Origin of the sequence: Archangium minus, assembly GCF_044360475.1 — a bacterium.
Classification (GTDB): domain Bacteria; phylum Myxococcota; class Myxococcia; order Myxococcales; family Myxococcaceae; genus Archangium; species Archangium minus.
Genome location: NZ_CP043494.1, coordinates 2,437,896 through 2,461,955 on the forward strand (window position 1 = coordinate 2,437,896; position 24,060 = coordinate 2,461,955).

Annotated in this window: 22 protein-coding genes and 1 pseudogene; 7 read left to right on the forward strand and 16 right to left on the reverse strand. The window is 67.2% G+C overall.

Going from position 1 to position 24,060, the window contains the following annotated elements:
- The first annotated feature begins 15 nt into the window (after positions 1-15).
- Positions 16-483, forward strand: a complete 468-nt coding sequence (locus F0U60_RS09995; RefSeq protein WP_395817176.1) for a hypothetical protein — start codon at positions 16-18, stop codon at positions 481-483.
- A gap of 17 nt (positions 484-500) precedes the next feature.
- On the opposite strand, the pseudogene F0U60_RS10000 reads toward F0U60_RS09995, so the two are convergent.
- The 6 genes and pseudogenes from F0U60_RS10000 to F0U60_RS10025 all read right to left on the reverse strand — a co-directional run bounded on the left by F0U60_RS10000 (position 501) and on the right by F0U60_RS10025 (position 5,596).
- Positions 501-1,589, reverse strand: a pseudogene (locus F0U60_RS10000) (ADP-ribosylglycohydrolase family protein).
- Positions 1,590-1,655: 66 nt separating this feature from the next.
- Positions 1,656-2,855: an ABC transporter substrate-binding protein gene (locus F0U60_RS10005; protein WP_395817178.1), complete on the reverse strand. Its 1,200-nt coding sequence runs from the start codon at positions 2,853-2,855 to the stop codon at positions 1,656-1,658.
- Positions 2,856-2,925: 70 nt separating this feature from the next.
- Entirely contained in the window at positions 2,926-3,717 is a 792-nt protein-coding gene (locus F0U60_RS10010) for a class I SAM-dependent methyltransferase (RefSeq protein WP_395817180.1), read from the reverse strand.
- Between the two features lie 118 nt (positions 3,718-3,835).
- Positions 3,836-4,402: a regulatory protein RecX gene (locus tag F0U60_RS10015; protein WP_395825157.1), complete on the reverse strand. Its 567-nt coding sequence runs from the start codon at positions 4,400-4,402 to the stop codon at positions 3,836-3,838.
- A gap of 97 nt (positions 4,403-4,499) precedes the next feature.
- The gene (locus F0U60_RS10020; protein ID WP_395817182.1) at positions 4,500-4,847 is read right to left on the reverse strand and encodes a YciI family protein; all 348 of its coding nucleotides are present in this window, start codon (positions 4,845-4,847) and stop codon (positions 4,500-4,502) included.
- Between the two features lie 86 nt (positions 4,848-4,933).
- Positions 4,934-5,596 (reverse strand): TetR/AcrR family transcriptional regulator, encoded by a 663-nt coding sequence (locus F0U60_RS10025; RefSeq protein ID WP_395817184.1) that lies wholly within the window; start codon positions 5,594-5,596, stop codon positions 4,934-4,936.
- Between the two features lie 96 nt (positions 5,597-5,692).
- On the opposite strand from F0U60_RS10025, the gene fabF reads away from it, so the two are divergent.
- From fabF to F0U60_RS10040, 3 genes are all read left to right on the forward strand, one after another.
- Positions 5,693-6,934 carry a beta-ketoacyl-ACP synthase II gene (fabF, locus tag F0U60_RS10030; RefSeq protein ID WP_395817187.1) on the forward strand — a complete coding sequence of 414 codons (1,242 nt, stop codon included), beginning with the start codon at positions 5,693-5,695 and terminating at the stop codon, positions 6,932-6,934.
- Positions 6,935-7,017: 83 nt separating this feature from the next.
- Positions 7,018-8,175, forward strand: a complete 1,158-nt coding sequence (locus tag F0U60_RS10035) for an MFS transporter (protein ID WP_395817189.1) — start codon at positions 7,018-7,020, stop codon at positions 8,173-8,175.
- Between the two features lie 118 nt (positions 8,176-8,293).
- Positions 8,294-9,202, forward strand: coding sequence for a phytanoyl-CoA dioxygenase family protein (locus F0U60_RS10040; RefSeq protein WP_395817192.1), 909 nt, complete (start codon positions 8,294-8,296; stop codon positions 9,200-9,202).
- A gap of 15 nt (positions 9,203-9,217) precedes the next feature.
- Here F0U60_RS10040 and F0U60_RS10045 read toward each other — a convergent pair whose 3' ends face one another.
- The 3 genes from F0U60_RS10045 to F0U60_RS10055 all read right to left on the reverse strand — a co-directional run bounded on the left by F0U60_RS10045 (position 9,218) and on the right by F0U60_RS10055 (position 11,507).
- Complete coding sequence (locus tag F0U60_RS10045; protein ID WP_395817194.1) at positions 9,218-10,195, reverse strand: Gfo/Idh/MocA family protein; 978 nt, start codon at positions 10,193-10,195, stop codon at positions 9,218-9,220.
- Positions 10,196-10,294: 99 nt separating this feature from the next.
- Entirely contained in the window at positions 10,295-11,113 is an 819-nt protein-coding gene (locus tag F0U60_RS10050; RefSeq protein ID WP_395817197.1) for an NAD(P)H-binding protein, read from the reverse strand.
- Positions 11,114-11,141: 28 nt separating this feature from the next.
- A complete protein-coding gene (locus tag F0U60_RS10055) occupies positions 11,142-11,507 on the reverse strand; it encodes a cupin domain-containing protein (protein ID WP_395817200.1) in 366 nt (121 codons plus the stop codon).
- A gap of 115 nt (positions 11,508-11,622) precedes the next feature.
- Between F0U60_RS10055 and F0U60_RS10060 the strand changes: the two genes are divergently transcribed.
- Both F0U60_RS10060 and F0U60_RS10065 read left to right on the forward strand, forming a co-directional pair.
- Positions 11,623-12,141, forward strand: coding sequence for a hypothetical protein (locus tag F0U60_RS10060; RefSeq protein ID WP_395817203.1), 519 nt, complete (start codon positions 11,623-11,625; stop codon positions 12,139-12,141).
- 13 nt (positions 12,142-12,154) lie between these two features.
- Entirely contained in the window at positions 12,155-13,438 is a 1,284-nt protein-coding gene (locus tag F0U60_RS10065; protein ID WP_395817206.1) for a WD40/YVTN/BNR-like repeat-containing protein, read from the forward strand.
- A 35-nt stretch (positions 13,439-13,473) separates the two neighbouring features.
- On the opposite strand, the gene F0U60_RS10070 is transcribed toward F0U60_RS10065, so the two are convergent.
- From F0U60_RS10070 to F0U60_RS10080, 3 genes are all read right to left on the reverse strand, one after another.
- Positions 13,474-14,349, reverse strand: a complete 876-nt coding sequence (locus F0U60_RS10070) for a hypothetical protein (RefSeq protein WP_395817209.1) — start codon at positions 14,347-14,349, stop codon at positions 13,474-13,476.
- 25 nt (positions 14,350-14,374) lie between these two features.
- Positions 14,375-15,460, reverse strand: coding sequence for a hypothetical protein (locus F0U60_RS10075; RefSeq protein WP_395817212.1), 1,086 nt, complete (start codon positions 15,458-15,460; stop codon positions 14,375-14,377).
- Between the two features lie 186 nt (positions 15,461-15,646).
- Positions 15,647-16,066 carry a DUF1801 domain-containing protein gene (locus tag F0U60_RS10080; protein WP_395817214.1) on the reverse strand — a complete coding sequence of 140 codons (420 nt, stop codon included), beginning with the start codon at positions 16,064-16,066 and terminating at the stop codon, positions 15,647-15,649.
- 55 nt (positions 16,067-16,121) lie between these two features.
- Between F0U60_RS10080 and F0U60_RS10085 the strand changes: the two genes are divergently transcribed.
- Complete coding sequence (locus F0U60_RS10085) at positions 16,122-20,066, forward strand: serine/threonine-protein kinase PknK (RefSeq protein WP_395817217.1); 3,945 nt, start codon at positions 16,122-16,124, stop codon at positions 20,064-20,066.
- A gap of 55 nt (positions 20,067-20,121) precedes the next feature.
- Here the strand turns inward: F0U60_RS10085 and F0U60_RS10090 are convergent, their stop codons facing one another.
- The 4 genes from F0U60_RS10090 to F0U60_RS10105 form a co-directional block, all read right to left on the reverse strand.
- Positions 20,122-20,640, reverse strand: a complete 519-nt coding sequence (locus tag F0U60_RS10090; RefSeq protein ID WP_395817220.1) for a carotenoid oxygenase family protein — start codon at positions 20,638-20,640, stop codon at positions 20,122-20,124.
- Between the two features lie 280 nt (positions 20,641-20,920).
- Positions 20,921-21,766, reverse strand: a complete 846-nt coding sequence (locus F0U60_RS10095; RefSeq protein WP_395817223.1) for a C39 family peptidase — start codon at positions 21,764-21,766, stop codon at positions 20,921-20,923.
- Positions 21,767-21,865: 99 nt separating this feature from the next.
- A complete protein-coding gene (locus tag F0U60_RS10100; protein WP_395817225.1) occupies positions 21,866-22,318 on the reverse strand; it encodes a hypothetical protein in 453 nt (150 codons plus the stop codon).
- 247 nt (positions 22,319-22,565) lie between these two features.
- The gene (locus tag F0U60_RS10105) at positions 22,566-24,038 is read right to left on the reverse strand and encodes an SLC13 family permease (protein ID WP_395817227.1); all 1,473 of its coding nucleotides are present in this window, start codon (positions 24,036-24,038) and stop codon (positions 22,566-22,568) included.
- Positions 24,039-24,060: the final 22 nt, after the last annotated feature.

Sequence of the window (24,060 nt, forward strand, 5' to 3'; positions counted from 1 at the left end):
GGTACCTATCATCTGATGGGCCGCCTTTATCTTTCCAACAATGGGTACGAGGAATCGCAGACGATCGATGGTCCCCTGACGATCGTGGCCGATGCCTTTGACTCCGACAGGCTCTACCTGGACTTCGACTGTGGCCTGCCCGGAACGCTCCAGGATTCCAACTCCTTCAAGCTCGATAGGAAGACGTGCCCCGCGTACAACAGCGGTGATTGCGAGTTCACCTGGACGTTCAGGGGAGGAGAGGGAACGAAAACGGAGGACGACGGCAACCCGTCGCTCGAGCTCCGATTCAACGGACACATCGATGGCACGTGTTCCGATGGCTCGTCCGGAGTGCTGTCCTTCAGGTTCACGCTGACGGCGACGCCGGACGAGTCCGGCTCGGAGGATTCGCAGTTGGAGGGGCGAACCCAGTCGCTTCGGACCGCCCTGGAGCAGGCGGCACGCTCCAGCTTCCGGAGAGGCACTTCCTCCACCCGGTGAGCGCCCCAGGCCCGGCTTCAATACGGAGGCAGCAGTCGCCGGAAGCCGTGCCACAGCACGATGCCGAGCACGGCCAGGTTGCGAGGAATGAGCCCTGGCCAGAAGAGGGGCAGGGGACCTGGAGCCGCGAGGGTCCCCGCCTCCGCGAACCGCGAGGCGAGCCTGTCCGCGAGCTGTAGGAGCCACCCTGTCGTCCGGGGCCACTCCGCGATGCCCTGGACCCACTCAGTGGGAATGCCGCTGACTCCGACCGTTGCACCCACCAGGGCCCCGACGATGGCTCCCGTGGTGTCGGTGTCTCCTCCGAGCAGGATGACCTCCTCCACGGCTCGCCGGAAGTCTGAGGGGTGTCGCAGCCACGCGTAGAGCACCACCGGCACGGTGTGCAGCACATAGCCACTCACCCCGTGCTCCAACCCGAGGGCCGCCGCGAGCTCCGGGACGGAGGCTCCCCGTCGTCAGCACGCGCTCACCGTGGCCAGGGCCTCACGCAGTGCGGGCTCATTGAGCCGCGTCTCCCACTCGCGCATCACCGCCTCTGCGTCCACGCCCGCCGCGCCATGCGTCGCGCCGTGGGCCGCGGCCAACGCGATGGCCAGCGCGCCCTGCTCGGCCCGAGCGTCCCGGTGGGTCAACCGGCTCGACGCTCGGACGAAGGCCTCCAGCCGCTCCGGCTGCTGCGCCAGACACACACCGAGCAGGGGCGAGCGCATGGCCGGACCATTGCCCGCGGAGACGACACCACTGCGCCCGGGTGGAAAGCCGAGCCAGAGCTTCACGATGGCGCGCAGGGTGGCCCAGCCCACGCCGGCGGGGAGTCCGAGCAACCATCCCCGCAGTCGCCAGCCGAGGCTCCGGGCGAAGTCCGCTGGCTCCTCGGGGAATGCGAGCAGTGCCTGGGCCACCATGCAGGCATGCTCGGTGTCATCGCTGCCGAACCCTCGCCCGAGGACGAGCCGGTGCCGCAGTGGAGCTCCTCCAAAAAGCCGCTGGGCCCGCTTCGGGGAGAGCCCCTCGCGAGGGAGTCCCAGCGAATCACCCACGGCGGTTCCCAGGAGTGCGCCCGCGATGGCATCGCGTCTCACTTCCGCGAAGTTCATGGACATGCTCCGAGGATCTCTGGATGTCCCCTCTCCCTCTGGGAGAGGGCGAGGGTGAGGGTATTCGGACCCCTACGGCTTCACCGTGGTGACGAACTTCGTCTTCCCGCCCTCAACCTGGAGGACAACCGCCTCTTTCACAGGGTCACGGTTCTCGTCGAGGTTGATGGTGCCGGCCACGCCCGGGAAGTTCTTGGTGGAGGCCAGCGCGTCGCGGATGGCCTTGCCCGACACGTCGGGCGCGCGCTTCATTGCGTCGATAGCGAGCTGCGCGGCGTCATAGGCCAGGGCCGCAACACTGTCTGGCACGGCGCCATAGGCGGCCTTGTACTTCGTGATGAACTCCTGCACGCGCGCATCCGGGTTATCCACCGAGTAGTGATTGACGTAGTAGCTGCCCTCGATGGCGGCACCGCCCAGCTCGAACAGCTTGTCGGACTCCCAGCCATCACCGCCGAGCATCGGCACCGTCAGGCCCAGCTCGCGCGCCTGCCGGGCGATGATGCCCACGTCCGTGTAATACCCGGGGACGAAGATGGCCTGCGGCTTGGTCTTCTTGATGGCGGTGAGCTGGGCGCGGAAGTCCGTGTCGCCCTTCGAGTAGCTCTCGGTGGACACGATGGTGCCGCCCATCTCGGAGAACTTGCGGTTGAACACGTCCGTCAGGCCCACCGAGTACGCGCTCTTGTTGTCCTGCAGCACGGCCACCTGGTTCAGCTTCAGGTTGTCGCGGGCGAACTTCGCCATCACGAAGCCCTGGAAGGGGTCGATGAAGCAGACGCGGAAGATGTAGTCACCCTTCTGGGTGACGGCGGGGTTGGTGGACGAGGGGGAGATCATCGGCACTCCGGCTGCCTGGGCCTTGTCCGCCATGGCCATGGAGTTGGACGAGGCGGCCTCGCCGAGGATGACCGCTACCTTGTCCTGGGTGATGAGGCGCGTAGCCGCCTGGGCGGCTTCCTCGGGCCGGCCCTGGCTGTCATAGACGCGCACGGCCAGCTTCTTGCCCTTCACGCCGCCCGCGGCGTTGGTCTCCTGGACGGCCATGGCAATGCCATTGCGCGCGGAGACGCCGAAGGTGGCCTCGCTGCCGGTGAGGCTGCCCACCTGACCGAGCAGAATGGTGTCCGCGCCCACGGGGGCCTCACCGGTGGAAGCCGCGGCGGGCGTCGGGGTGGGCGCGGAAGAGGGGGCGGGCGGTGCCTTCTTCTCACAAGCGGCCACCAGCACGGTGAGCGCGGTGAGGAGCAACGGGATGAGGGGACGGCGCATGGGGGGCTTCCTCCAGAAACACAGGCGCCCGCCTTCTACCGCACTCCCGCGCCCCTGGCATTCTGGGGCGTCACTTCGTCGCGGAGACCACGGCGCAACCGAAGGAGAAGAACGGACTGCGCACGTCCTGGAAGCCCGCCTCGCGCAGCCAGGCCACATGCTCCTCCACGGACGAGGGCTGATCTCCATCCGCGTCGAACCCGGCCTGCAGGTCCCCCATGACCTGAGGGAGCGTCAAACCTGGCGAGCCCCGCCGCAGCGCCGAGAGGCACCGCGCCGCGAGGACGGCATGGTAGTCGCGCCGGAGCCGTGCCGGCCCTGGCTCGGTCCCTGGAGGTGGCATCTTGTCCCCCACCACCAGCAGCCCGCCCGGCTCCAGCAGGCGGTGCAGCACCCGGAACAGCGCGGCCTTCCCAGCCCCATCGAGGTGGTGGATGGCATAGCTTGACACGATGCAGTCGAAGCGGCGCGAGCCCAGGCGCTCCTCGAGCGCGGTGAACGCCCCCTGCTCGCTGCGGAACCGCACGCCCCTGAGCGCACCCAGCTTGCTCTCGGCCACCGCCATCATGTGCGGAGAGGCGTCGAACCCCACCCACTCCAGGGGCGGGTCTTCCGAGGAGCGTGCGTCTTCGAGGAGTGCTGTGGCGAGCCGGAGCGAGAGGTTGCCAGTTCCCATACCCAGGTCGAGCACCGAGCGGATGCGCCGTGGAGAGGAGGGGTCCTCCCGGCGGCCGTAGCGGACTTCCATGACCATGGCTTCGAGCGACTCGGGGTAGGCCCAGAAGAGCGTCCGGGCCATCTGGTCATAGTTCTGAGCGGTCACCGGACCGTAGTGGTCCACGATGGCCTGACGGAGATTCATGGTGGGTTCCTCTCTTAGGGCCTGTGTCCCACCTATGTTCTCCCTTCATGGATGTTTTTGGCCAGGCGCCGCGGCTGGCATTGCTAGATGCGTGACGCTCGATTGTGATTGCCTTCAGCTACTCGGCGGCGCCGTCGATGATCTTCTTGGCCATGGCGAACGGGAAGCCCGCGCGCGCCATGGCGGCCAGGTCTCGTTGTCGGTTGTCCTGCCGGGTGCTCGGGTCGCGCCGGAAGGGCCCCAGTCGCTTCTTGCGCGCCCAGATGCGCGCCGCGGCATCCTCTGACACCTCCGCCGTTGCCTGGGCCACCTTCTGCGCGACCACCTCCGTGGAGACGCCCTTGAGCTTGAGCTTCTGGGCGATCACCCGCGCGCTGCGGCCCGAGGCGCGCAACGAATGTGCCTTCGTCTCGGCGTAGGCCTGATCATTGATGAGCCCGTTGCGCACCAGCTTCTCCACGAGCGCGTCCACCCAGCCGAGCGCCTCGGTGCGCTCTCCGCCATGGACACGCAGGGAGCGATCTACCTTGCGCAGCAGCACCCGCTTGAGCTGGCTCACCGTCGCCGAGTAGCGCTTCAGGTAGTGCAGCGCGGCGTTCTCCAGGTAGCGCGGAGACACCTTCCGGGGCTGCTTCTTGCGTGGCTCTCGGGGCTTGCCCCCGACTTCATCCCTCGACTCGTCCATCACGGAGGGTATGTAACACCCGGCTCCGACCTGGAGGGCGCTGTTTGCTCGGCCGCCTGGCGAGCGAGTCCAGGCAGCGAGCAGCTGCACGTGAACCTCAGTCGCCGTGGCAGGGGCCGGTCTCTCGCACCTCGACGGTGGCCCACTCGACTGCGGGACACTCCTTCGCGATCGCGAGCGCTTCCTCCTTGGTTCGACAATCGAGGAGGAAGAAGCCTCCGATGATTTCCTTGGCCTCGGTGAAGGGACCATCGCTGACGATGCGCTTGCCGTCACGGACCGAGAGCCGCACGCCTTCGGTATCGGGCCGGAGTGAGTCGCTGGCCTTGCACAGGCCTCGGGCCTTGAGGCTCTCGGTGAAGCGGCTCATCCGCTCCATGGCGCGACGCCCTTCTTCCGCCGGCCGGCTCCGCCGTTCTTCTCCAGGCTCCACAATCAACAGCATGTACGGCATTCCACGCCCCTTTCTGGGTCCACCCTAGCTCAGTTGGACGAGTCGGATCGGGGAAGCTGCAACCCTGGGAGCCGCGCTCAGCGCGACTTCTTCTTGGGCGCGGACACCTGGGGCTCCGTCCCGCCCTCCGCGAGCAGCAGGGCGCGCGCGGCCTCGAGGAACTCATCCGACAGGGGATGGGAGGACGTGGCCCTCGCCAGCGTCATCGTCCCGAAGCACAGCGCCAGCGTGCTCAGCGCTCGTTGCCGTGCCGTCACCCCGGCCTCCGCCGGCACGCGCGCGACCGCCTCCGCGACCAGCACCTCCAGCTCTTCCGCCAACGCCGCCTGGGCCTCCGGCGACGCCCGCGTCAGGTCCGACAGCACGGAGGGCATGAGGCAGCCGCTCTCCAGGTTGTCCCGGTTCTGGCGGCTCAGGTAGCGGCGCACGAAGTGGCCCAGCCACTCGCGGCCCCTCAGGTCCTCCAGCCCTCCGAGCCACCGCGGCCCCGTCTTCCTCATGAACGCGCGCACGGACTCCGCGAGCAGCGTGTCCTTCGAGGCGAAGTGGACATAGAAGCCGCCCACCGTCAGCCCCGCCGCCTTCATCACCCGCTCCACGCTCGCGCCCGCGAAGCCCTCCCGGCGGAAGAGGGACTCCGCCGCCGCGAGGATGCGCTCATGTGTGGCCTGCTTGTGTCCGGGTCCGTACCGCATCGTCCCTCCCTGGGTGGTGTCGATGAGATGATAGGTATCATTCAATCGGGCTTATAGCTCGGGCCCATTGAATATTGTCCGCTTTGAATTATGGGTATAATACCATCATTCATTCAAGGAAGCCGTCGAGGGGAGCTGACCATGGAGAAGCGGCGTGTCGTGGTGACCGGGCTCGGGCTCATCAGCCCGTGTGGCACCGGCGTGGAGAAGAGCTGGGCGGCGTTGGTGAACGGGCGCGGTGGCGTGGGGCCCATCACACTGTTCGACGCAAGCAGGCTCGATTGCCGCATCGCCGCCGAGGTGAAGGACTTCCAGCCCGAGGACTTCATCGACAAGCGGGAGGCGCGGCGCATGGACCGCTTCGCGCAGTTCGCCGTGGCCGCCGCGGACATGGCCCTGGCGGACTCGGGCCTGTCCATCACCGAGTCCAACGCCGAGCGCGTGGCCTGCGTCATCGGCTCGGGTATCGGCGGCATTGCCAGCCTGGAGGAAACCTACCGCCGCGCGCTGGAGAAGGGCCCGGACCGCATCAGCCCGTTCTTCATCCTCCAGATGATCATCAACCTGGCGCCCGGGTACGTGACGATGCGCCACGGTATCAAGGGTCCCTCGTGGTCCACGAACTCCGCGTGTGCCACCAGCGCCCATGCCATTGGCGAGGCGATGCGCGGCATCCAGCGTGGAGAGTTCGACGCGGCGGTGGCCGGTGGCGCCGAGGCCCCCATCACCCTCCTGGGCGTGGGAGGCTTCGCGGCGATGAAGGCCCTCTCCACGCGCAACGACAACCCCCAGGCCGCCAGCCGCCCCTTCGACGTGGACCGTGACGGCTTCGTCGTCGCCGAGGGCGCCGGCATGGTGGTGCTGGAGGAGTACACGCACGCCCGGGCCCGAGGGGCGCGCATCCTCGCGGAGGTCGCCGGCTACGGTGCCAGCTCCGACGCGCACCACGTCACGGCCCCCGCTCCCGAGCATGAGGGCGCCCAGCGCGCCATGCGCGCGGCCCTGGCCGACGCGCGACTCATGCCCGCGGACATCGGCTACCTCAATGCACACGGCACCTCGACGGACCTCGGTGACGTGCTGGAGATGGAGGGGGTGGCCCGTGTCTTTGGCGAGGCCGCGCGCACGCTCGCGGTCTCCTCCACCAAGTCCATGACGGGCCACATGAACGGCGCGGCCGGCGCCGCGGAGGCCGTCATCAGCATCCTCGCCCTGACCCGCGGTGTGCTCCCACCCACCATCAACCTGGAGCGCCAGGATCCGCGCATCCCGCTCGACTGCGTGCCCAACGTGGCCCGCGAGAAGCACGTGGACGCGGTCATGTCCAACTCGTTCGGCTTCGGTGGCACCAACGTGTCGCTCGTCTTCCGCCGCGCACTCTAGTCCACACCCCTCCTGGGATGACGGGGGCTGACGGCGCGTGGTGATTGCATTCGCGCGCGCATCGTGTCACGCCAGGGGCAGAGATGATTCTCCAGGGTACGGAAACAGGTTACCCGCGCCACGTCCACCGTATGGCCGCTGGCGCGTTGTTCTTCCTCCAGGGTGTGTGTTTCGCGAGCTGGGCCTCGCGCATCCCGACCATCCAGCAGCGCTTGGGCCTCAGCGAGGCAACGCTGGGACTCGTGCTGCTGGCGCTGCCCGCGGGGTCGATGATTGCCCTGCCGTTCTCGGGCTTGTGGGTGGCCCGCAAGGGCAGCGCGCTGGTGGCGCTCACGGCGCTGGTCTTCTATGGGATGGCGCTCGTGGGGCTGGGCCTGGCGGGGTCGCTCCCGGCGCTGCTCACGGTGCTGTTCGTGTTCGGCTTCACGGGCAACGTGGTGAACATCTCCGTGAACACGCAGGCGGTGGGCGTCGAGGCGCTCTACGGGCGCTCGGTGATGGCGTCCTTCCATGGGCTGTGGAGCCTCGCGGGCTTCGTCGCCGCGGGAGTGGGCGCGGGGATGATCGGCGCGGGCGTGCCACCGCTGCCCCACTTCCTGGGGATGGGGCTGTTCATGCTGGCGGTGCTCGCCGCGTGCTCGCGCTTCCTGCTCTCGGACTCGCCTGGCGAGCCCACTGGGGGCAAGCGGGTGTTCGTGATGCCGGACCGGGAGCTGTTGGGCCTGGGCCTCATGGCCTTCTGCAGCATGATTTGCGAGGGCGCCATGTTCGACTGGAGCGGGGTGTACTTCCAGCGGGTGGTGGGCGCGGAGACGGACTGGGTGGGCTCGGGCTACGCGGCGTTCATGGCGATGATGGCGTCCGGGCGCTTCCTGGCGGACGGGCTCACGCGCCGGTTTGGCTTGCGGCGGGTGTTCCAGGTGAGCGGCCTGCTCATCACGCTGGGGCTCATGCTGGCGGTGATGCTGCCGCGTCTGTCCACGGCAATCGTGGGCTTCATGCTGGTGGGCCTGGGCGTGTCGAGCGTGGTGCCGCTCGTGTATGGGGCGGCGGGCAGGTCGCGCACGATGTCCCCGGGCGTGGCCCTGGCGGCGGTGTCCTCCATCGGCTTCCTAGGCTTCCTGATCGGCCCTCCGCTCATTGGCCTGGTGGCGGGCGTGGCGAGCCTGCGCGGCTCGTTCACCCTCATCGCCGCGCTGGGCCTGGGCGTAGCGGTGCTGGGCAGCCGCAGAGCGGCCTGACTCCACGCGGGGCGGAGACGGTCGCTCGTCAGGCAGGCCGCGTGGCTGGCCGCCGCGGGCTCTTCTGGTGAGCGGGCGGACTCCGAAGGGTGGGTCGCCGTGCGTGGTTGTAATGCGCATGAGCCACAACGGACAGGATCTTCAGGCGTCGATGGGGATGGCGAGGACTTCTTCGGAGAGCACCATTCGCACACCCTCTCAGGCGGCCCCTCAGTCGAGGTACGACACCGCGTCCATCATGGGCGGCATCTATGGGGATGGCATCATCGCCCTGAAGGGTGCCTTTGAGCGCGGTTGGGTACAGCGGGTGGGCGAGGACATCGAGACCCTGTTCCAGGAGGCCATCAAGCGGCCAAGCGGTGCGCTTGGACGAGGCCCCAATCGCTACTACGTGGAGATCCATCCGGAGCGGCTCCGGGGCTTTGTCGACCTCGTCACGCACCCATGGGTGGTGGCGGTGTGCGAGGCGGTGCTTGGCCCCGACTACAAGATCGTGGAGCTTGGCTTCGACATTCCGTTCCCTGGCGCCCAGAACCAGCCCTGGCACCGCGACTTCCCCTCTCCCGTGGAGACGGTGAAGGGCCGGCGCCTGAACTCCCTGGCGTTCAACCTCACGACTGTGGATGTCACCGAGGACATGGGTCCCTTCGAGATCGCGCCCGGTACGCAGTGGGACGACTCGCCCGAGTTCGAGAACGGGATGTTCCCGCCCAAGTCGTTCTCTCCCCGGTACCTCGAGCGCGCACAGCGCCGGATGCCGAAGATGGGTGACATCTCGGCGCGCTCCGCGCTCACCATCCACCGGGGGACGGCCAATCACTCGGACAAGTCCCGGCCGACCCTCGTCCTCGGTGTTGACGCGCCGGATGCCCGCAACGCGGAGCGGCACGACCTGCAGATCAGCCGGCGGTACTTCGAGATGTTGCCGGAGCAGGTGCTCCAGCACCTGATCTATCGCGTGGTCGACGACCTGGAGGAGATCGAACAGGCGCACACCATCGAAGGCCTGAAGATGGCGGACTCCTGATTCCCCGCCGGGGGCTCACGGCGCGTTGCTGACCTGCCGTCGCGCCGTGTCGATCGTCTCGAGCACGGCGATGGTGCGCTCGAGCGGATGCAGCGGCGACTCGGTGAGGCCGTCCGAGATGTGCTGGGCGACCGCTGACGCCTGGTAGGCAAGGCCTTCGCCTCCGCGCAACGGGGAGGGATCGGTCCAGCGCAGCCGCGCATCCGACGTGTGGGAAACCAGCGTGAAGCTGCCGGGGGCGATGAACCGGGTTTCCACCTGGATGCGAGCGAGCGCGCCGCTGATGGCCGCCTCGTTGGGCGTGTGGGCGAAGAGCGTCGTATGCACGAGCGCCTGCGCGCCCGTGGCCGAGGTCAGCACGAGGGCGGTCTGTCCGTCCACGCCCGTCTTGGCGAGCTCGCCCGTCGCGAGCACCCGCGCGGGCGTGCCGAGCACGAAGTGCGCGAACCAGATGGGGTAGACCGCGAGGTCGAGCAGGGCACCGCCTCCGAGCGCGGGGTTGAAGATGCGCCCTTCGGGGTTGAAGTCGAAACGCACCCCAAAGTCCGCGGTGACGAGACGGACGTCTCCGAGCACGCCGTCCCGCAGCAGCCGGTTGATGAGCGCCGTCTGCGGGAGGAAGCGGGTCCACATCGCTTCCATGGCGAACACCCCTGCCGCGCGCGCAGCGTCGGCGATCTCACGCGCCTCGGCGGCGTTGAGCGCCATGGGTTTCTCCACGAGCACGTGCTTGCCCGCGGCGATGGCGAGAAGGGCCTGCCGCTTGTGCTCACTGTGCGGCGACGCCACATAGACGATGTCGATGCTGGGATCCTCGACGAGCTGCGTGTAGGAGCCGTAGGCGCGCGGAATGGCGTATGCCGCCGCGAAGCTCTGTGCACGCTCGGGATCTCGAGAAGCCACGGCGTGCACGCGCTGGTCGGTGTTGCGGTGGAGTGTCTGGACGAACTCTCCCGCGATCCGTCCGGGTGCGAGGACTCCCCATCGCAGCACGGGCCCTCCACGCAGCGGAGTGATGTCGGGTTCGGGCAGAGCTGAAGGAAAAGTTTTCACGCGCCCGAACCTATCAGCCGCGAAGCTTCGTGGGATGCGTCAGTTCTTCCAGGCACCTGTCGCTGCCGCTTCGGCTGCGTAGGTTTCAAACGGCTTCGGCTCGCGCCCGGTCACCCGTCGTACGATGTCGTTCGGCTCCGCGTCGCCCAGTGTACAGAGGGCGGCAAAGGCGTCGGCCGCGGCCTTCGCATCCTTCTCGGGCAGGCCTCGCTCGACCATGGCGGCGATGTACGCGTCGGTGGTCCCGACGAATCGGATCCTCCGGCCCGACGCTCGCCCGATGATGTCGACGGCTTCGTCGAAGCTCAGCGCTCGAGGTCCACTCAGCTCATAGGTGTGCCCGGCATGGCCGTTCTCCGTCAGCGCCACCGCGATGACGGCGGCGATGTCCTCCGCGTCGTTGAACGTCTGGCGTAGCGCGCCCACGGGAAGCCTGACCTCGCCGGCGAGAATCTCCTCACGGAAGAAGCCCTCGTTGAAGTTCTGGTTGAACCAGTCCGGGCGCACGATCGTCCAGTCCGCGCCCGAAGCGCGAACGATTCGCTCCGCCGCCAGGAGGCGTTCGTCCTTCATGACCTCGATGGCCTTGCTCGACAGGAGCACGATGCGGCGGACACCGCTGGACACAGCGAGCTCGACGAAGGAGGGCTCGATGGGGACCCCATCGGGAGCCATGAGGTACATCCGTGATGCATTGCCCACGGCGCCCTTCCATGAATCGGGAGCAGCCCAGTCGAATCGCACGTCACCGCTGCGTGAAGCCGCCCTGACCGAGTGACCTTGCGCACGAAGTCGAGCGGCGACCCTTCGTCCGATCGTGCCGCTCGCGCCCAGTACGAGAATGTTCTGATGGCTCATGGCGATCTCCTGAGTGCTTTTCGCCGGTTCAGAGTCGCTCCAGGGCGTCCCTGGTGCGCTCCGTTCTCACATTGCCCGTGTTGAGGGTGGAGGCTGGCTCGAAGAGCAGCACCTGCACCTCCTCCTCGGCCACGGGCCTGTGCTCCACTCCACGCGGTACCACGATGAACTCGCCTTCCCGGAGGTCAACCACCCCGTCGCGGAGCTCCATTCGGAAGCTGCCCCGCACCACGAGGAACAACTCGTCCTCATGGTCGTGGTGGTGCCAGTCAAACGGGCCCTTGAGCTTCACCAGCTTCACCTGCTGGCCGTTCAACTCTCCAACGACGCGCGGGTTCCAGTGATCAGAAAAGAGAGCGAACTTCTCGGCGAGATTGACCTTCTGGAGCGACATATCGGAACACCTCCAGAGGTGGTACCTATCATGCTCGTCCGTCTCCGCACGCCTCATCCAATGAGAGTGCCATCTGGAAGCCACTCAAGGCGGCGGGACTGATAGGTTGGGGCGCATGCGGCTCGACGACATGGAACGAGAGGCGGTGACCTCACGCGTGCCCGGGAAGAAGCGACTGCGGCGCTGGGTGTTCGTGCTGGGTGGATTGACGCTGATGTGGGGGTGTGGCGGAGGAGGGGAGCCAGACCCGGAACCGGACCCGGAACCGGAGGCGCGCCCCACCTTCAGCCGTGACGTGGTTCCTCTTTTCCAGGGCTCGTGCGGCTTCGGTTCGGGGTGTCACGGCACCGCCCAGCCCGCGGGCTATGTGCAACTTACTGTCGGCTCGGGGGATGCCGCCGCGCTGCTGGAGCGGTTGAAGGCGAAGAGCGTTCGAGAGCCCTCGTTGCGGCTGGTGGAGCCAGGAAACCCCTCGGGAAGCTTCCTGCTACGAAAGGTGACGGGTGACTTCACGGGCCTGCCGTGCGCTCCGAACGCCTGTGGTGAGCGCATGCCCCAGCGCAGCACGCCTCTTCCCCAGGCGGAGATCGACCTGCTGGAGCGGTGGATTCAGCAGGGCGCTGTCCTTGAGTAGGCTCATCCCCGTCATGGCCTCCTGGAGACTCCTCACCTGCCTGGGTGTGCTGTCCGCGGCCACCGTGCATGCTCACGGTGGCTTGATGGAAACCCAGAGCTACACCTCGCGCCGGGGACATCCGGAAGATCAGTTGATGAGCTTCACCCGGGGCGCGCTCATCTCCCGCGACAGCGGCGAGTCCTGGCGCTGGGTGTGCGCGGAGGCCATGGGGTACGGCAGTTGGCAACCCGAGAGCTACGCATGGCTCTCGGGTGGAGACATCCTCACGGCCACGGGTAAAGCCCTGTTGCGCTCACGTGATGGGGGGTGCTCCTGGGAGCCGTCCTCGGCGTTCCAGGACGCCTGGGTTACGAGTCTCGCCGAGCACCCCACGAACGACGCCCTTCTCTATGTGGCAACGGGAAGGCCCGCGGTGACCAATCTCCTGTACCGCTCGGAGGATGGCGGGGAGACGTGGAAGCCCACTCCGCTCAGTCGAGAAGCTGTCTTCTCCGCGGTGCGCGTGGCGCCTTCCGCGCCGAAGCGCCTCTATCTCAGCGGCTGGAAGGGCTATGAGATGTACCTCTTCCGCAGCGACGATGAGGGCGAGACGTGGGAGGACCTGCCTCAAGCCTTCACCGGGTCGCTCCAGGACGCGTATGACTTGAAGCTGCTGTCGGTGAGCCCGGCCAATCCGGACGTGCTGTGGGTGCGAGTGTCCTCACGGAGTACGGTGGGCAGCATCCTCTACACCGTGCTGCGCAGTGACGATGGCGGACGCACGCTCACGCCCGTGCTGGAGGGGGATGACCCGCTCGTCAACATGGACGTCTCGGCCGATGGCCGGACCGCCTGGGTGGCGACCTACAATCACTTCTACCGGGGGCGTGAGGGTGAGTCCTTCCAAAAGCTGCCCTTGCCCACGGGCAATGCGTGCGTGACGCGCGTGGGCGAGGTCCTCTATGCCTGCGGCTCTACCTGGCTACACGAGTGGGCCCTGGCGCGCAGCGCTGACGAGGGCACCTCCTGGGAGCCGCTCTTCAGCCTTCGTGAAGTCCAGGGCGTCCACGAGTGCCCGGCGGGCACTCCCGTGAGAGAGAAGTGCACGTCGCTCTGGCCGCAGCTCGCCGCGCAGCTCGGTGCACCGCTCTCGCCATCGCAGCCGGACGCTGGGACTCCGCCTGATGAGGAAGCCCCTCCGAAGTCGGACGGGTGTGGTGCCTCGGCCGGGAGCGCGGGGCTGGCCCCTCTGCTCCTGTTGACCCTGATGCTCCGGGGTCGGCGACGGGCGGAGGAAAGGCCGCGCCTCAGGTGAGAGCCCTGAGGCGCGGTGGGCCACTCGTCACCGCGCTAGGGGCAGGGCTCACCCAACCTGTAGCCCTGCTTGCATATACACAGGCATTCCCTCTCCTCCCCTGGCACATTGCAGGCGGGGCGGATGGTGAGGATCTTCTGGAGGCCCTTGCCCCGTTTGTCCTGGAGGATGACGGTGAGCTCGTACTCCTGGTCGAAGAGGTTCATGCTGGACCAGTTGTTGGGACACAGCGGCACGTTGGAGAACGTGAAGTAATCCTCGTCGGCGCTCGACCCCTTTCCGTCCGGGCTCCGCTCCAGGTTGATGGTTCGCGAGTCGACCATGCGCTTGTTGGAGATGGGATCCTTCAGCGAGCCCAACAGGAACACACCACAGGGATCCATGTTGATCACATCGCGCACCCCGATGAATGACACGCGCCCGCCTTGGGGCGGTTCGATGAGCGAGACGATGCTCCCCTGAGTAAGCGGTACCGCCGGCGACGTCATCCAGTTGGGCCCGAGTGCCGTGATTGTAAAGTCGGGCGTTCCGTTGGGATCTCCGAGGAAGGGGATGCCGCACGACGTGGGGATTGTGCCCGCGTCCGGAGTCGTCGTACCCGCGTCCGGAGTCGTTGTGCCCGCATCCGGGGTCGTCGTACCCGAGTCTGGTGTTGTCGTACCCGCATCCGGAGTCGTTGTGCCGGAGTCAGGAGTCGTCGTGCCCGAGTCTGGGGTCGTCGTGCCCGAATCCGGAGTCGTCGTGCCCGAGTCTGGGGTCGTCGTGCCCGAATCCGGAGTCGTCGTGCCCGAGTCCTCCTGACCCGTACCCGAGTCCTCGAGGATGCCCGAGTCCTGGGTGGGGTTGTCGCCCTCCGAGCCACAGCCCATGGCCAGACAGAGCGACAGCAGCACGACGGGAACGTATCTCATGGGATGCACTTGCATGACAGCCTTGTCAGAAGCAGTTCACGTCGTCCTGCTTCGGGTAATAATAGATGAAGGCATTGCAGTGCTCGTTCTGATCCACCTGGGGTCCGAAGGTGTAGCAGCAGTCGAGCAGTCTTTCGGGAGTCGAGTACTTCGTGCGATCGAACTCGTCGAGGGCTTGGCAGCCCACGGGCGGAGGCGTCCACTCGTAGGTGCACGTGTACCAGATGCCACTGCCAGGAGGCAGCGTGAGGTCCAGCTCGGGCGAGCGCGTCATGGGCGGATCATCCCACGTCTCCGAGGTGTAGAAGCGCTGGCTCTCTGGCGGCCGCATGATGCTCGTGCCATCCCAGGAGTAGATCCGGAACTCCTTACCCCGGCTGTGGAAGTGGCCATTGGCCCCGATGACCTGCACGGGGGTCTTGCTGTTGATATGGCAGCTGCCGTCGAAGATCGGCGTGGGGTTCTTCGTGCAGACCCGGATGGACTGCTTGGTGGCGAAGATGGTCCCCAGCTCGTACTTCACCTGCTCGGCGGGGATGACCCAGAAGTTCACCCACACCTTGCCGTAGTTCTGCGGTGTCTTCTGGGTGGAGGCGTTGACGAAGTGCGACTGCAACATCAGCCATTCATCCGGTTGGATGACGTTGGCCACCCCCTCCGGATATGTCCAGTCGATGGTCCCATCCTGCTGGGTATTGGCCAGCAAGGGCCAGTCAGCCCAGTTGGCGCTGTTGAAGCAGGGACCGGAGCCGTTGGAGGCTGGCTGGAACTCGCCATTGGCCGGGTCCAACTCCACGATGGTTCGCACCCGGTAGATGTTCATGTGGTGCGAGCCTTCACGCTGGGAGATCTGGATGCGGTGAAGGTTGATGGGCTGGTTCGGCAGACCGTTGGCCGCTGCGATGTCACCCGCCTTGAAGAAGTAGCAGTCCTGCTGCTCGACGCCCTGGGGCACCTCGGTCTCCCGGGTGACGAGTTGGAACCCCTGCCCCCGAGGAACGGGATCCAGCGCGTAGGGGTCCTGAGTGCCGGGGTCCGGCGGCTCGACGGTCCCGGGACATGCCGTGGCCGTCAGTGCGAGCAGGGAGAGCAGGGCGAGTGGTTTTCTCATGAACGCTCCGTGTGGTGAGGAGAGTGAGTAGACCCACAATCATCCTGCACTTTTTCGCGAAAAGCACCCCAGGATGCCCCGAAGTGCTACTCGGAGTGCGTGCGGGTTCCCGAGTGGGTGTGAGCCTGTGTGGAGAACGGCGTCAAAGAGGCAGGTTTCGGCTCAGGTCGCTTGGTGCCTCGGCAGCTAGACGTGCTTGAGCCACTGGCGGATGAGCTCCGCGAAGGCTGAGCGTTTTGCCTCAATGTCTTTCAAATCGCGAAACTTCACGGAAGCCCGGTCCTTGGCAAGCCAGTCGAGCAGGGATTCTGGGTCGGCGATGGCGATGCCCGAGACGGCGGTGTCCCGCTTCTTCGCACCCAGGTGCAGGATGAGCTGCACGCCGTCCTTCGCTCGGAGCTGAAAGGTTGCGAAGTACTCCGAGGTTCGGAAGCTCGGCGCGTTCCACTTGATGCCTTCAGCGATGCTCGGATCGGCACCGAGGATGAGCTGCCTGAGGGCGAGAATCTCTTGCTTGAACGGGTGCTCCAGCGATGCGAGGAAGGTCTCGACGTCCTCAGTCTCGGACGCGCTGCGCTTCGCGGGCCTCGTACGGGTGGTTTTCATGGCGGTGCGGGAAGAGGGCAGGGGCTCCTGGGGTATGGTGCGGCGGGATTCCATTATGGCAGCAGACTGTACGGTTACCTTCCCCCCTCGCGTCCCGCCCCCGCCCCCTCCTTCCGGGACCGTCATCGCCGGCCGCTTCCGCATCAAGGACCTGGCGGGCCGCGGTGGCATGGGCTCCGTGTTCCGCACCACCGACCTGTACACCGGCCGCACGGTCGCCCTCAAGCTGCTGCATACCGTTTCCTCTCCGGAGGTCTCCTACCGCTTCAGCCGCGAGGCCACGCTGCTCGCTGAGCTGCACCACCCCGGCATCGTCTCCTACGTGGCCCACGGCACCTCCGAGGAGGGTCAGCCCTTCCTGGTCATGGAGTGGCTCGAAGGGGAGGACCTCGCGCGCCGCCTGAAGCATCAGCCCCTCGAGCCCTCTGAGTCCCTGGCCCTGGTACGCCGCGCCGCCGAGGCCCTCTCCACCGCTCACCGCCAGGGCATCGTCCACCGTGACATCAAGCCCTCCAACCTCTTCCTGCGCGGGGGCCGCCCCGAGGACGTGGTGCTACTGGATTTCGGTCTGGCCCGCCATGTCGTGCCGACCTTGAGGGTGACGGGGAGCAACATGGTGCTTGGCACTCCGGGCTACATGGCGCCGGAGCAGGTCTTCGGCCAATCCGAGATTCCTCCCAGCGCCGACATCTTCTCCCTCGGCTGCGTGCTGTACGAATGCCTCACCGGCCAACAGCCCTTCGTGGCGCCCCACTTCACCGCTGTCCTGGCGAAGATCCTGTATACCGAGCCGAAGCCCCTCCACGAATTGCGCGCGGGCCTGCCACCTGGCTTTCAGGCGCTGGTGGATCGCATGCTGGCCAAGGTGCCACAGCGGAGGCTGGTGGATGCCACCTGTCTGCTGGACTCCCTTTCAACGCTCGAGTCCGTTTCCAACATGCCGCTGCCTCGCTCGGCGGAGGAGGTTCGTCCCTCCCACTTCGCTGAAGCCGAGCAACAGTTTGTCAGCGTCCTGTTGGTGTCCTTCCCTGTCCCGGCCACCCGCGCGCCGGAAGAGGAGCGGGCGCGAGGGCACGCGCTGCGCGATTCGATGCAGACGGCACTCGCGCCCTACGGCGCACGGGTGGAGTTGCTGGCGGACGGCTCTCTGGTGGTGACGCTGGTTCCCGAGCGGGGCGCTGCCACGGACCAGGCAGCTCTGGCGGCCCGCTGTGCCCTCATCCTCAAGGAGCGTTGGCCCGAGGCCGCGGTGGTCCTGGCCACCGGACTCGGGGTCCTCGACGAGCACCTTCCGGTGGGTGAGGCCATGGACAAGGCAGGCCGGCTGCTGCGTCAGATCGAAGAAGTGACAGCCTCCTCCATCGTGTTGATGGATGAGGTGACCGCCGGTCTGCTCGGGGCCGGTTTCCAATTCTCCCGCACCAGCCCGGACGCCTTCGTGTTGCAGGGAGAGCAGCTCAGGGTCGACACGGCCCGTCCGCTGTTGGGCAAGCCCACTCCATGCGTAGGCCGAGAGCAGGAGCTGGCCCTGCTCGAGTTCACCCTCTCCTCGTGTATCGAGGAGCCTGCGGCCCAGGCCTTGTTGGTGACGGCTCCGCCAGGGGTGGGGAAGTCCCGGCTGCGTCACGAGTTCCTGCGCCGCCTCGAGCGCCGGGAGCAGCCGGTGCAGGTGATCCTGGGACGCGGAGACCCGATGAGCGCGGGCGCATCCCACGGGCTGCTGGGTCAGGCCTTGCGCTTGTTCTGTGGCATCGTCGAGGGGGAGGAGCTGGCGTCCCACCGCACCCGCCTCGCCCAGCGCGTGTCCCGACACCTGCCCGCCTCCGAGGCTCGCGAGACCGTCGAGTTCCTGGGCGAGCTGTGCGCCATCCCCTTTCCGGAAGAGGCCAGTCCTCGACTTCGTGCGGCTCGAGGTGATCCGCGACTAATGAGCGCCCAGGTGGGTCGGGCGCTGGTGACCTTCCTGCGGGCCGAGTGTGCCCACCAGCCGGTGCTGCTGGTGTTGGAGGACCTGCACTGGAGCGATGCGCTCACCATCAAGCTGGTGGATGAGGCGTTGTGCGACCTGGCCGAACAGCCCTTCATGGTGCTGGCGCTCGCGCGTCCCGAGGTGAAGAGCGCCTTTCCCAGCCTGTGGAAACGGTGCCTGCAGGAGCTGCCGCTGAAGGGGCTCAGCCGCAAGGCCAGCGCCCGGCTGGTGCGCGAGGTGCTCGGGTCCCAGGTGCCCGAGAGCGTTGTCCAGAAGGCGGTGGAGCAGTCGGATGGCAACGCGCTCTTCCTGGAGGAGCTCATCCGCATGCTGGCCGAGGGGCGCGGGGAGGCCCCTCCGGAGACGGTGTTGGCGGTGCTCCAGGCGCGCTTGATGCGGATGGAGCCGGGGGTGCGCCAGACGTTGCTGGCCGCGAGCATCTTCGGCGGTACCTTCTGGGTTGGCGGAGTGCGGGAGTTGTTGGTCCGGCAGAACTCGGGCGAGCTGTTGGAAGAGCACGTGCGGTGGTTGGTGGAGCAGGAGGTCATCGAGCCGCAGCCCGACAGCCACTTCCACGCTGAAGCCCAGTACCGCTTCCGCCATGCGCTGGTGCGGGATGCCGCCTATGGCCTCGTTCCTGACGGTCACCGGACTCTGGGCCACTGGCTGGCCGCCGACTGGCTGGAGCGAATGGGTGAACCCGATCCTGTGGTGCTCGCCACGCACTATCAGCGCGGCGAGCAGCTGGCCCGGGCCGCACAGTTCTACCTCCAGGCCGCCGAGCGGCTCCTCGGGCACAACGACTTGCAGGGGGCGATGGGCTGCGTGGACTCGGCCCTGGCTTGTGGCGCGCAGGGGAGAGCGCTGGTCCGAGCGCGCGCGCTCCAGGCCGTCGTGGCCTTCTGGATGTATGACTTCTCGAAGCTCCTGGTGCTCGGCGGCCCAGAGCTGGAAGAGCTGGGGGCGGGGAGCCGGCTGTGGTGCTGGGTGATGGGAGGTCTGGTGGTCACCCATCTCTATTCTGGCGACGTGCGGGAGCACTCCGCCTGGCTGAGCCAGCGCCTGCTGAGTGCCACTCCAGAGCCCGAGGCGATCTCTGCCTACGATTGGGCCGTTGCCTGCCTGGGCCTCGCGCACGTGCTGTCCGGCTCTCGCTGGGAGGTGCGGGCCGTGCTCGACCGGCTGTGGGAGTTGGTCGCGGGTGGCATGGGGCCGGGCTGGGCCCGATACATCCAGGCCTTCTTCCACCATCACTTCGAGGCCAGGCCCTGGCTGGCCCTTGTGCAGGCCGAGCAGGGGATGCGGGACTTCCGCGAGCTGGGCATGGAGCGGGATGCACTCACGGTGCAAACCCTTTCAGGGATGGCCCTGGCGGCGTTGGGGGATGTCCCCGGGGGTGTGGAACGGATACGGGAGGTGCTTGCTCCTCAGCAAGGGGGCGCGCCCCTCCCGAATGATGCGACCCAGAATTTCCTGTGCCAGGTGCTGGCCGATAGTCCCGAGCCACAACACCGGCAGGAGGCCCAGACACAGGCTCGCGAGGGGCTGGCGGGCGCGGAGAACGGCCATTTCTTCAGGCAAGGCATGATGCATGCCGTTCTGGCCAAGGTGATGACGGAGTGGGGAGCGCCGCGCGAAGCCGAGCTGCATGCACGTCAGGCCTGTGAGCTGCTGGCCACGTCTCAGACCGAGTTGATCCACGCCCGCGCGTACCTCAGTGCCACGCTACTCGCCCAGGGACGCGTCGAGGAGGCCCGGCAGGAGGCCGCGCGTGGCGTGCAGGAGTTGGAGCAGATGGGCAACTCGGGCGTGTACGCGGTCGCCATGCGTCTGGCGCTGGTGGAAGCCTGCTTCGCGCAAGGAGACGTGAATGCAGGAGAGGCCGCCCTGCGCGAGGCCCTTCACTGCGCGCGCACCCGGGCCAGCGACATCCCCGATCCCTCCCTGCGCGAGCGCTTCCTGCGTCAGGTGCCCGAGAACGCCCGCACCCTCGAGTTGGCCCGCCAACGTTGGGGAGAGCTCCCGGGGTAGGGCTCCCGCGGCCAGCATCAACGACTCAGGGAGGAGGGGGCCCTGGTGGCCTCGCTTATGGAGCGAGAGACGGTGTCAGAGGACTCCTCAACGCGCTTTCACCCAGGTGCCATGTGGGCTCGGAGGGATAGTGCCCGGCGCCCAGCGGCACCACCGTCTCCGCGCCCGTCTCCATGTCCATCTTCACCAGCACGTCCTGGGGTCCTCGCCAGGCGTCGGGACCCGAGTGCGCCAACAAGTACGTGTAGCGATGGCGCGCGCCGGCCCGCAGCGGCGTGACACTGGGAAACTCGCAGCGCCGGTCCGAGACCTGCTTGGAGTGGAACGTGCCAGCATTCACGTCCAACGTTGCCCGGTGCAGCCAGCCCTGGACGTCCGTGCTGGCCTGGCCGAGGATCAGCTTGCCCAGCCACTGGTTGATGCCGAAGTCCGGATAGCGCACGTAATCCACCACAATCCGTCCGGACTCCTCGAACGCGCATCGGTTCGAAGCCGTGGGGCCGCGACAGGTCCCGGTAGACTTTGTGCCAGGAGGGGGACTCGGCGTAACGGAGGGAGGGGGCGGAGGCTGCACGCGTCATGGGGTTTCCGGGCAAGCGGGAAAGCCCTCCTTATAACCCCTCCCACTGTCGCACTCGTGCCGTTCCCATCGCTGGGAGAGGGCAGGTTCTTCGGTCAGGTGCCTCGCTCAGTTTCGGTTCTTCTCCGCGGTGACCCAATGGTCAGCGCGACATGGGGGTCCAGTTTTCGCAGTCGCGCTCCGGGGTTCAGGGCTACCACGCGTACGACTTTGTGAGCCCTGCGGATAGCGCGTTGGCGGATGCTGTGACAGGCCTGTGCGCGCTGGTGACGAGCTACTCGGGGCGCTTCACCTGGATGATCTCGCTCGCATTGGCGTTGCCGTCCTTCATGTAGTTGGCGAGGTCCTCCGGCTTGACCTCGATGGGCCCGGGCGGATCGAAGTTCACGTACGGATCCATGACGATGAACACGTCCTTCTCCGGGTTGTAGCCGACCACCGCGACGAAGTGCGCGTCGTTGTAGTTCGTCTTGTCGTCCCAGCCGAGCGAGGGGTTGCCGGCCACGACGAAGGCCTCGTCGCTGGAGCGGTCCAGGAAGGCCTGCTTCATGATTTCCACGCCCGCGGCCTTGTCCGCGCCCCAGGTGTTCTCCACCCGGGCCGCGCTGGCGCCCGCCGCGTTGAGCGCGTCGATGACCTGGTTGGCCAGGCCGAAGTTGTCGTCCGAGGTGCCGCCGCCGCCCAACAGGCGCAGCTCCATCACCTCCTTGTAGATGCCCGTGCCCTCGGTGCCCGTCGGCGTGGGGATGGGCAGGCCCAGAGCGCCGAGCGCCATGTGCGCCGAGGCGAAGCCGCAGTTGCTATTGCGGCTGTTGGGGTCGCCGTCCATCTGGTTCACGTAGACGCCACTGGCCGCCCACGACTCCAGGGTGGTGCCCGCCTCGTACGCTAAGCCGGCCGCCCTGCATGCCAGATCGCGGCGTGCGCTCCTGCTTCGGTTCCAGAGGCCGTCGAAGCCTCCGCGCACCGAAGCCGCAGCGCGGCCACGGTGCACGAGCCTGGCCAACTGGCCCGACGCGTAACACGCGAGCGCGGACCGCTCAGGGTCCGGCCCGGTGGAGTCCCCGCGAAAGGGCAGCTCCGAGAGCGACTCCTCCGCGACCGCCGTCGAGGCGAGCACCTGGGCTCCCGCCACAGGCCCGCGCGGCCCGCGCGGCGAAGAACCACAGCACCAGGCCCAACACCCCGGCCACGGAGCCCCACCTCCACGCGTGTCGCTTCAGGACCATTCCCAGAAGCATAACGTGGCGTGCGTGGAGGCCGGGAAGGTTTCAAAGGACTCGATATGCGGAATGCGAGCCGGAAGGAGATTCGGAGTGGCGGGCTGAACCCACCCACCTTCAAATGCTATTTCGGGTTGAAACCGGATGGTGCGCACATGCGGGATGGCCGCTAGCTCACCCATGCGCATGGGATCAATTAGCCCCTCCCCGACGAAGCTTCCATCGGCAATGAGGACAGCGTCTGCAGATTCCAGGCCGACCTCCACCAAGTCCTCGATAGGGCCTGCGAACGTGATGAGGAGTGCAACGCTCTCTGGAATGCATGTTTGGGGCTCCTCAATCCGTGCAGACCTCGACTGGAGCCGAGCCACTTCGGAGACGGCGCCGTTGTACAGGCTCCTCAACCCGGGATCGATCAGCTTCCTAAGAATCTTCTTGTCTGTAATCACTCTCATACCTCGCGCAGCCTCGGCAATCTGCTCCCGTGACCGGCAATGGATTCTCTGGGGCTCCGCCGAACTTGCGGACCCACCATGACGACAAGCTCCCAGAAGACATACAAATGTGAGAAGTATTCGTGAGTTCATGCCTTGAGAAATGACTGCTCTGCTTCAGCCACAAGACGCCCCATGCTGCGATATGCAGATCCCAAGTCAGAACGGCTCGCCTAGACCTCGAGGAGGGGATGGGAGCGGCTCAAGGAAGCACCCACCGGACCCAGACATGGCCGTACAGGGTGAGCACCGCGGCGGCCAGGACGTCCAGCAGCAGGCCTACCCTCATCATCACCGGTAGACGCACGCACCCACTGCCGAAGACGATGGCGTTGGGCGGCGTGCCCGCGGGCAGGGCGAAGTCGCACGAGGCCGCGAAGGTGCTCACCGCCAGCAGCGGCCGTGAGGACGGCAGCACGTTGAGCATGACGTTCACCGTGGCGGTGTTGGAGGCGATGGCTGACAGCAGGATGGTGGCCCCTCCCACCATGCCGTACTGCACGACCCCTGGCAGCGACTCCAGTCCGGACAGGCGCGAGGTGAGCCAGGCGGCCAGGCCGCTGGCCTCGATGCCGGCCGCCAGCGCGAAACCTCCGCCCAGCAGCAGCAACGTGCTCCAGGGCACCCGGCGCAGGGCCGATAGCGACAGCCGGCCCAAGGCCAGTAGCGTCAGCGCCCCCAGCATCGCCACCGCCGCCTCGTAGTGCTTGCCGGCCAGCTTGAAGCCGCCCAAGGCGCTCGCCACGAGCGGGGCCAGCAGGCCTCGCAGCGGGTCTCCGAGAATCCACAGCACCGCCGCGACGAGGAACACCGCGCCCACGGTGCGCTCGCCGCCGGACAGGGGACCGAGCCCCGCCAGCTCGCGGGCGATGACGTCCCCGCCCTGGCCGGGGCCCGGCCTGTCCCGTCGCCCCCAGCGCCACAGCACCGCCCACACCAGTGGGAGGAACAGGAGAACGAAGGGGAGCGCGGCGGCCATGTACTCCAGGAAGCCCACCTCGCTCCCCAGCCGCCGCGACACCACACCCGCGAAGACCGAGTTGGTGGGACTGCCTATTTTGGTGCCGATGCCGCCAATGTTGGAGCCGTAGGCCACCGCCAGCATCAGCGCCGCGCCGAAGTGCTCCAGAGTCCGGCCCTCGGCGGCTTGGAGCTGGGCCAGCAGCGCCATGCCAATGGGCACCATCATCACCGCGGTGGCGGTGTTGGAAATCCAGAGCGACACGGCGGCGGTGGCCGCCAGCATGCCGAACATCAACCGCCGAGGCTCGGTGCCAATGGCGCGCATGATGAGCAGGGCGATGCGCCGATGCAGGCCCCACTGCTCCAGCCCGGCCCCCAGGGCCATGCCTCCCATGAAGAGGAAGATGTACGGGTCCACGAAGGGCAGTGCGGAGCGGCCCACCGCGGCCACCACGCTGTCGGTGCCGAACACGCCCAGCGCCGGGAAGAGCACCACCGGCAGCAGGGCTGTCCACGCCATGGGGACGGCCTCGGTGAACCACCAGAGCGCCATCCAGGCGGCCACGGCGGCGGCCGCGGCGGGACGGTGGCCCATGTCGGGAATCTCATGCAGCCCGGAGGGCACGAGGTATATGAGCGCGGCCACCCCTGGACCGGCGATGCGTCCCACCCACTGACCCGTCGTCGTGCGTGCCGCGGCCTGCTGGCTCATGGCGCTTCACCTTCTGAAACGC

Bases quoted from the DNA above. Each gene is read 5' to 3' on its own strand.
- F0U60_RS10040 (WP_395817192.1), top strand. From the start codon at position 8,294: ATGAGCCACAACGGACAGGATCTTCAGGCGTCGATGGGGATGGCGAGG.
- F0U60_RS10070 (WP_395817209.1), bottom strand. From the start codon at position 14,349: ATGAGATACGTTCCCGTCGTGCTGCTGTCGCTCTGTCTGGCCATGGGC.
- F0U60_RS10065 (WP_395817206.1), top strand. From the start codon at position 12,155: ATGGCCTCCTGGAGACTCCTCACCTGCCTGGGTGTGCTGTCCGCGGCC.
- F0U60_RS10015 (WP_395825157.1), bottom strand. From the start codon at position 4,402: ATGGACGAGTCGAGGGATGAAGTCGGGGGCAAGCCCCGAGAGCCACGC.
- F0U60_RS09995 (WP_395817176.1), top strand. From the start codon at position 16: ATGGGCCGCCTTTATCTTTCCAACAATGGGTACGAGGAATCGCAGACG.
- F0U60_RS10085 (WP_395817217.1), top strand. From the start codon at position 16,122: ATGGCAGCAGACTGTACGGTTACCTTCCCCCCTCGCGTCCCGCCCCCG.
- F0U60_RS10060 (WP_395817203.1), top strand. From the start codon at position 11,623: ATGCGGCTCGACGACATGGAACGAGAGGCGGTGACCTCACGCGTGCCC.
- F0U60_RS10080 (WP_395817214.1), bottom strand. From the start codon at position 16,066: ATGAAAACCACCCGTACGAGGCCCGCGAAGCGCAGCGCGTCCGAGACT.
- F0U60_RS10020 (WP_395817182.1), bottom strand. From the start codon at position 4,847: ATGCTGTTGATTGTGGAGCCTGGAGAAGAACGGCGGAGCCGGCCGGCG.
- F0U60_RS10035 (WP_395817189.1), top strand. From the start codon at position 7,018: ATGATTCTCCAGGGTACGGAAACAGGTTACCCGCGCCACGTCCACCGT.
- F0U60_RS10050 (WP_395817197.1), bottom strand. From the start codon at position 11,113: ATGAGCCATCAGAACATTCTCGTACTGGGCGCGAGCGGCACGATCGGA.
- F0U60_RS10075 (WP_395817212.1), bottom strand. From the start codon at position 15,460: ATGAGAAAACCACTCGCCCTGCTCTCCCTGCTCGCACTGACGGCCACG.
- F0U60_RS10005 (WP_395817178.1), bottom strand. From the start codon at position 2,855: ATGCGCCGTCCCCTCATCCCGTTGCTCCTCACCGCGCTCACCGTGCTG.
- F0U60_RS10105 (WP_395817227.1), bottom strand. From the start codon at position 24,038: ATGAGCCAGCAGGCCGCGGCACGCACGACGACGGGTCAGTGGGTGGGA.
- F0U60_RS10010 (WP_395817180.1), bottom strand. From the start codon at position 3,717: ATGAATCTCCGTCAGGCCATCGTGGACCACTACGGTCCGGTGACCGCT.
- F0U60_RS10055 (WP_395817200.1), bottom strand. From the start codon at position 11,507: ATGTCGCTCCAGAAGGTCAATCTCGCCGAGAAGTTCGCTCTCTTTTCT.
- fabF (WP_395817187.1), top strand. From the start codon at position 5,693: ATGGAGAAGCGGCGTGTCGTGGTGACCGGGCTCGGGCTCATCAGCCCG.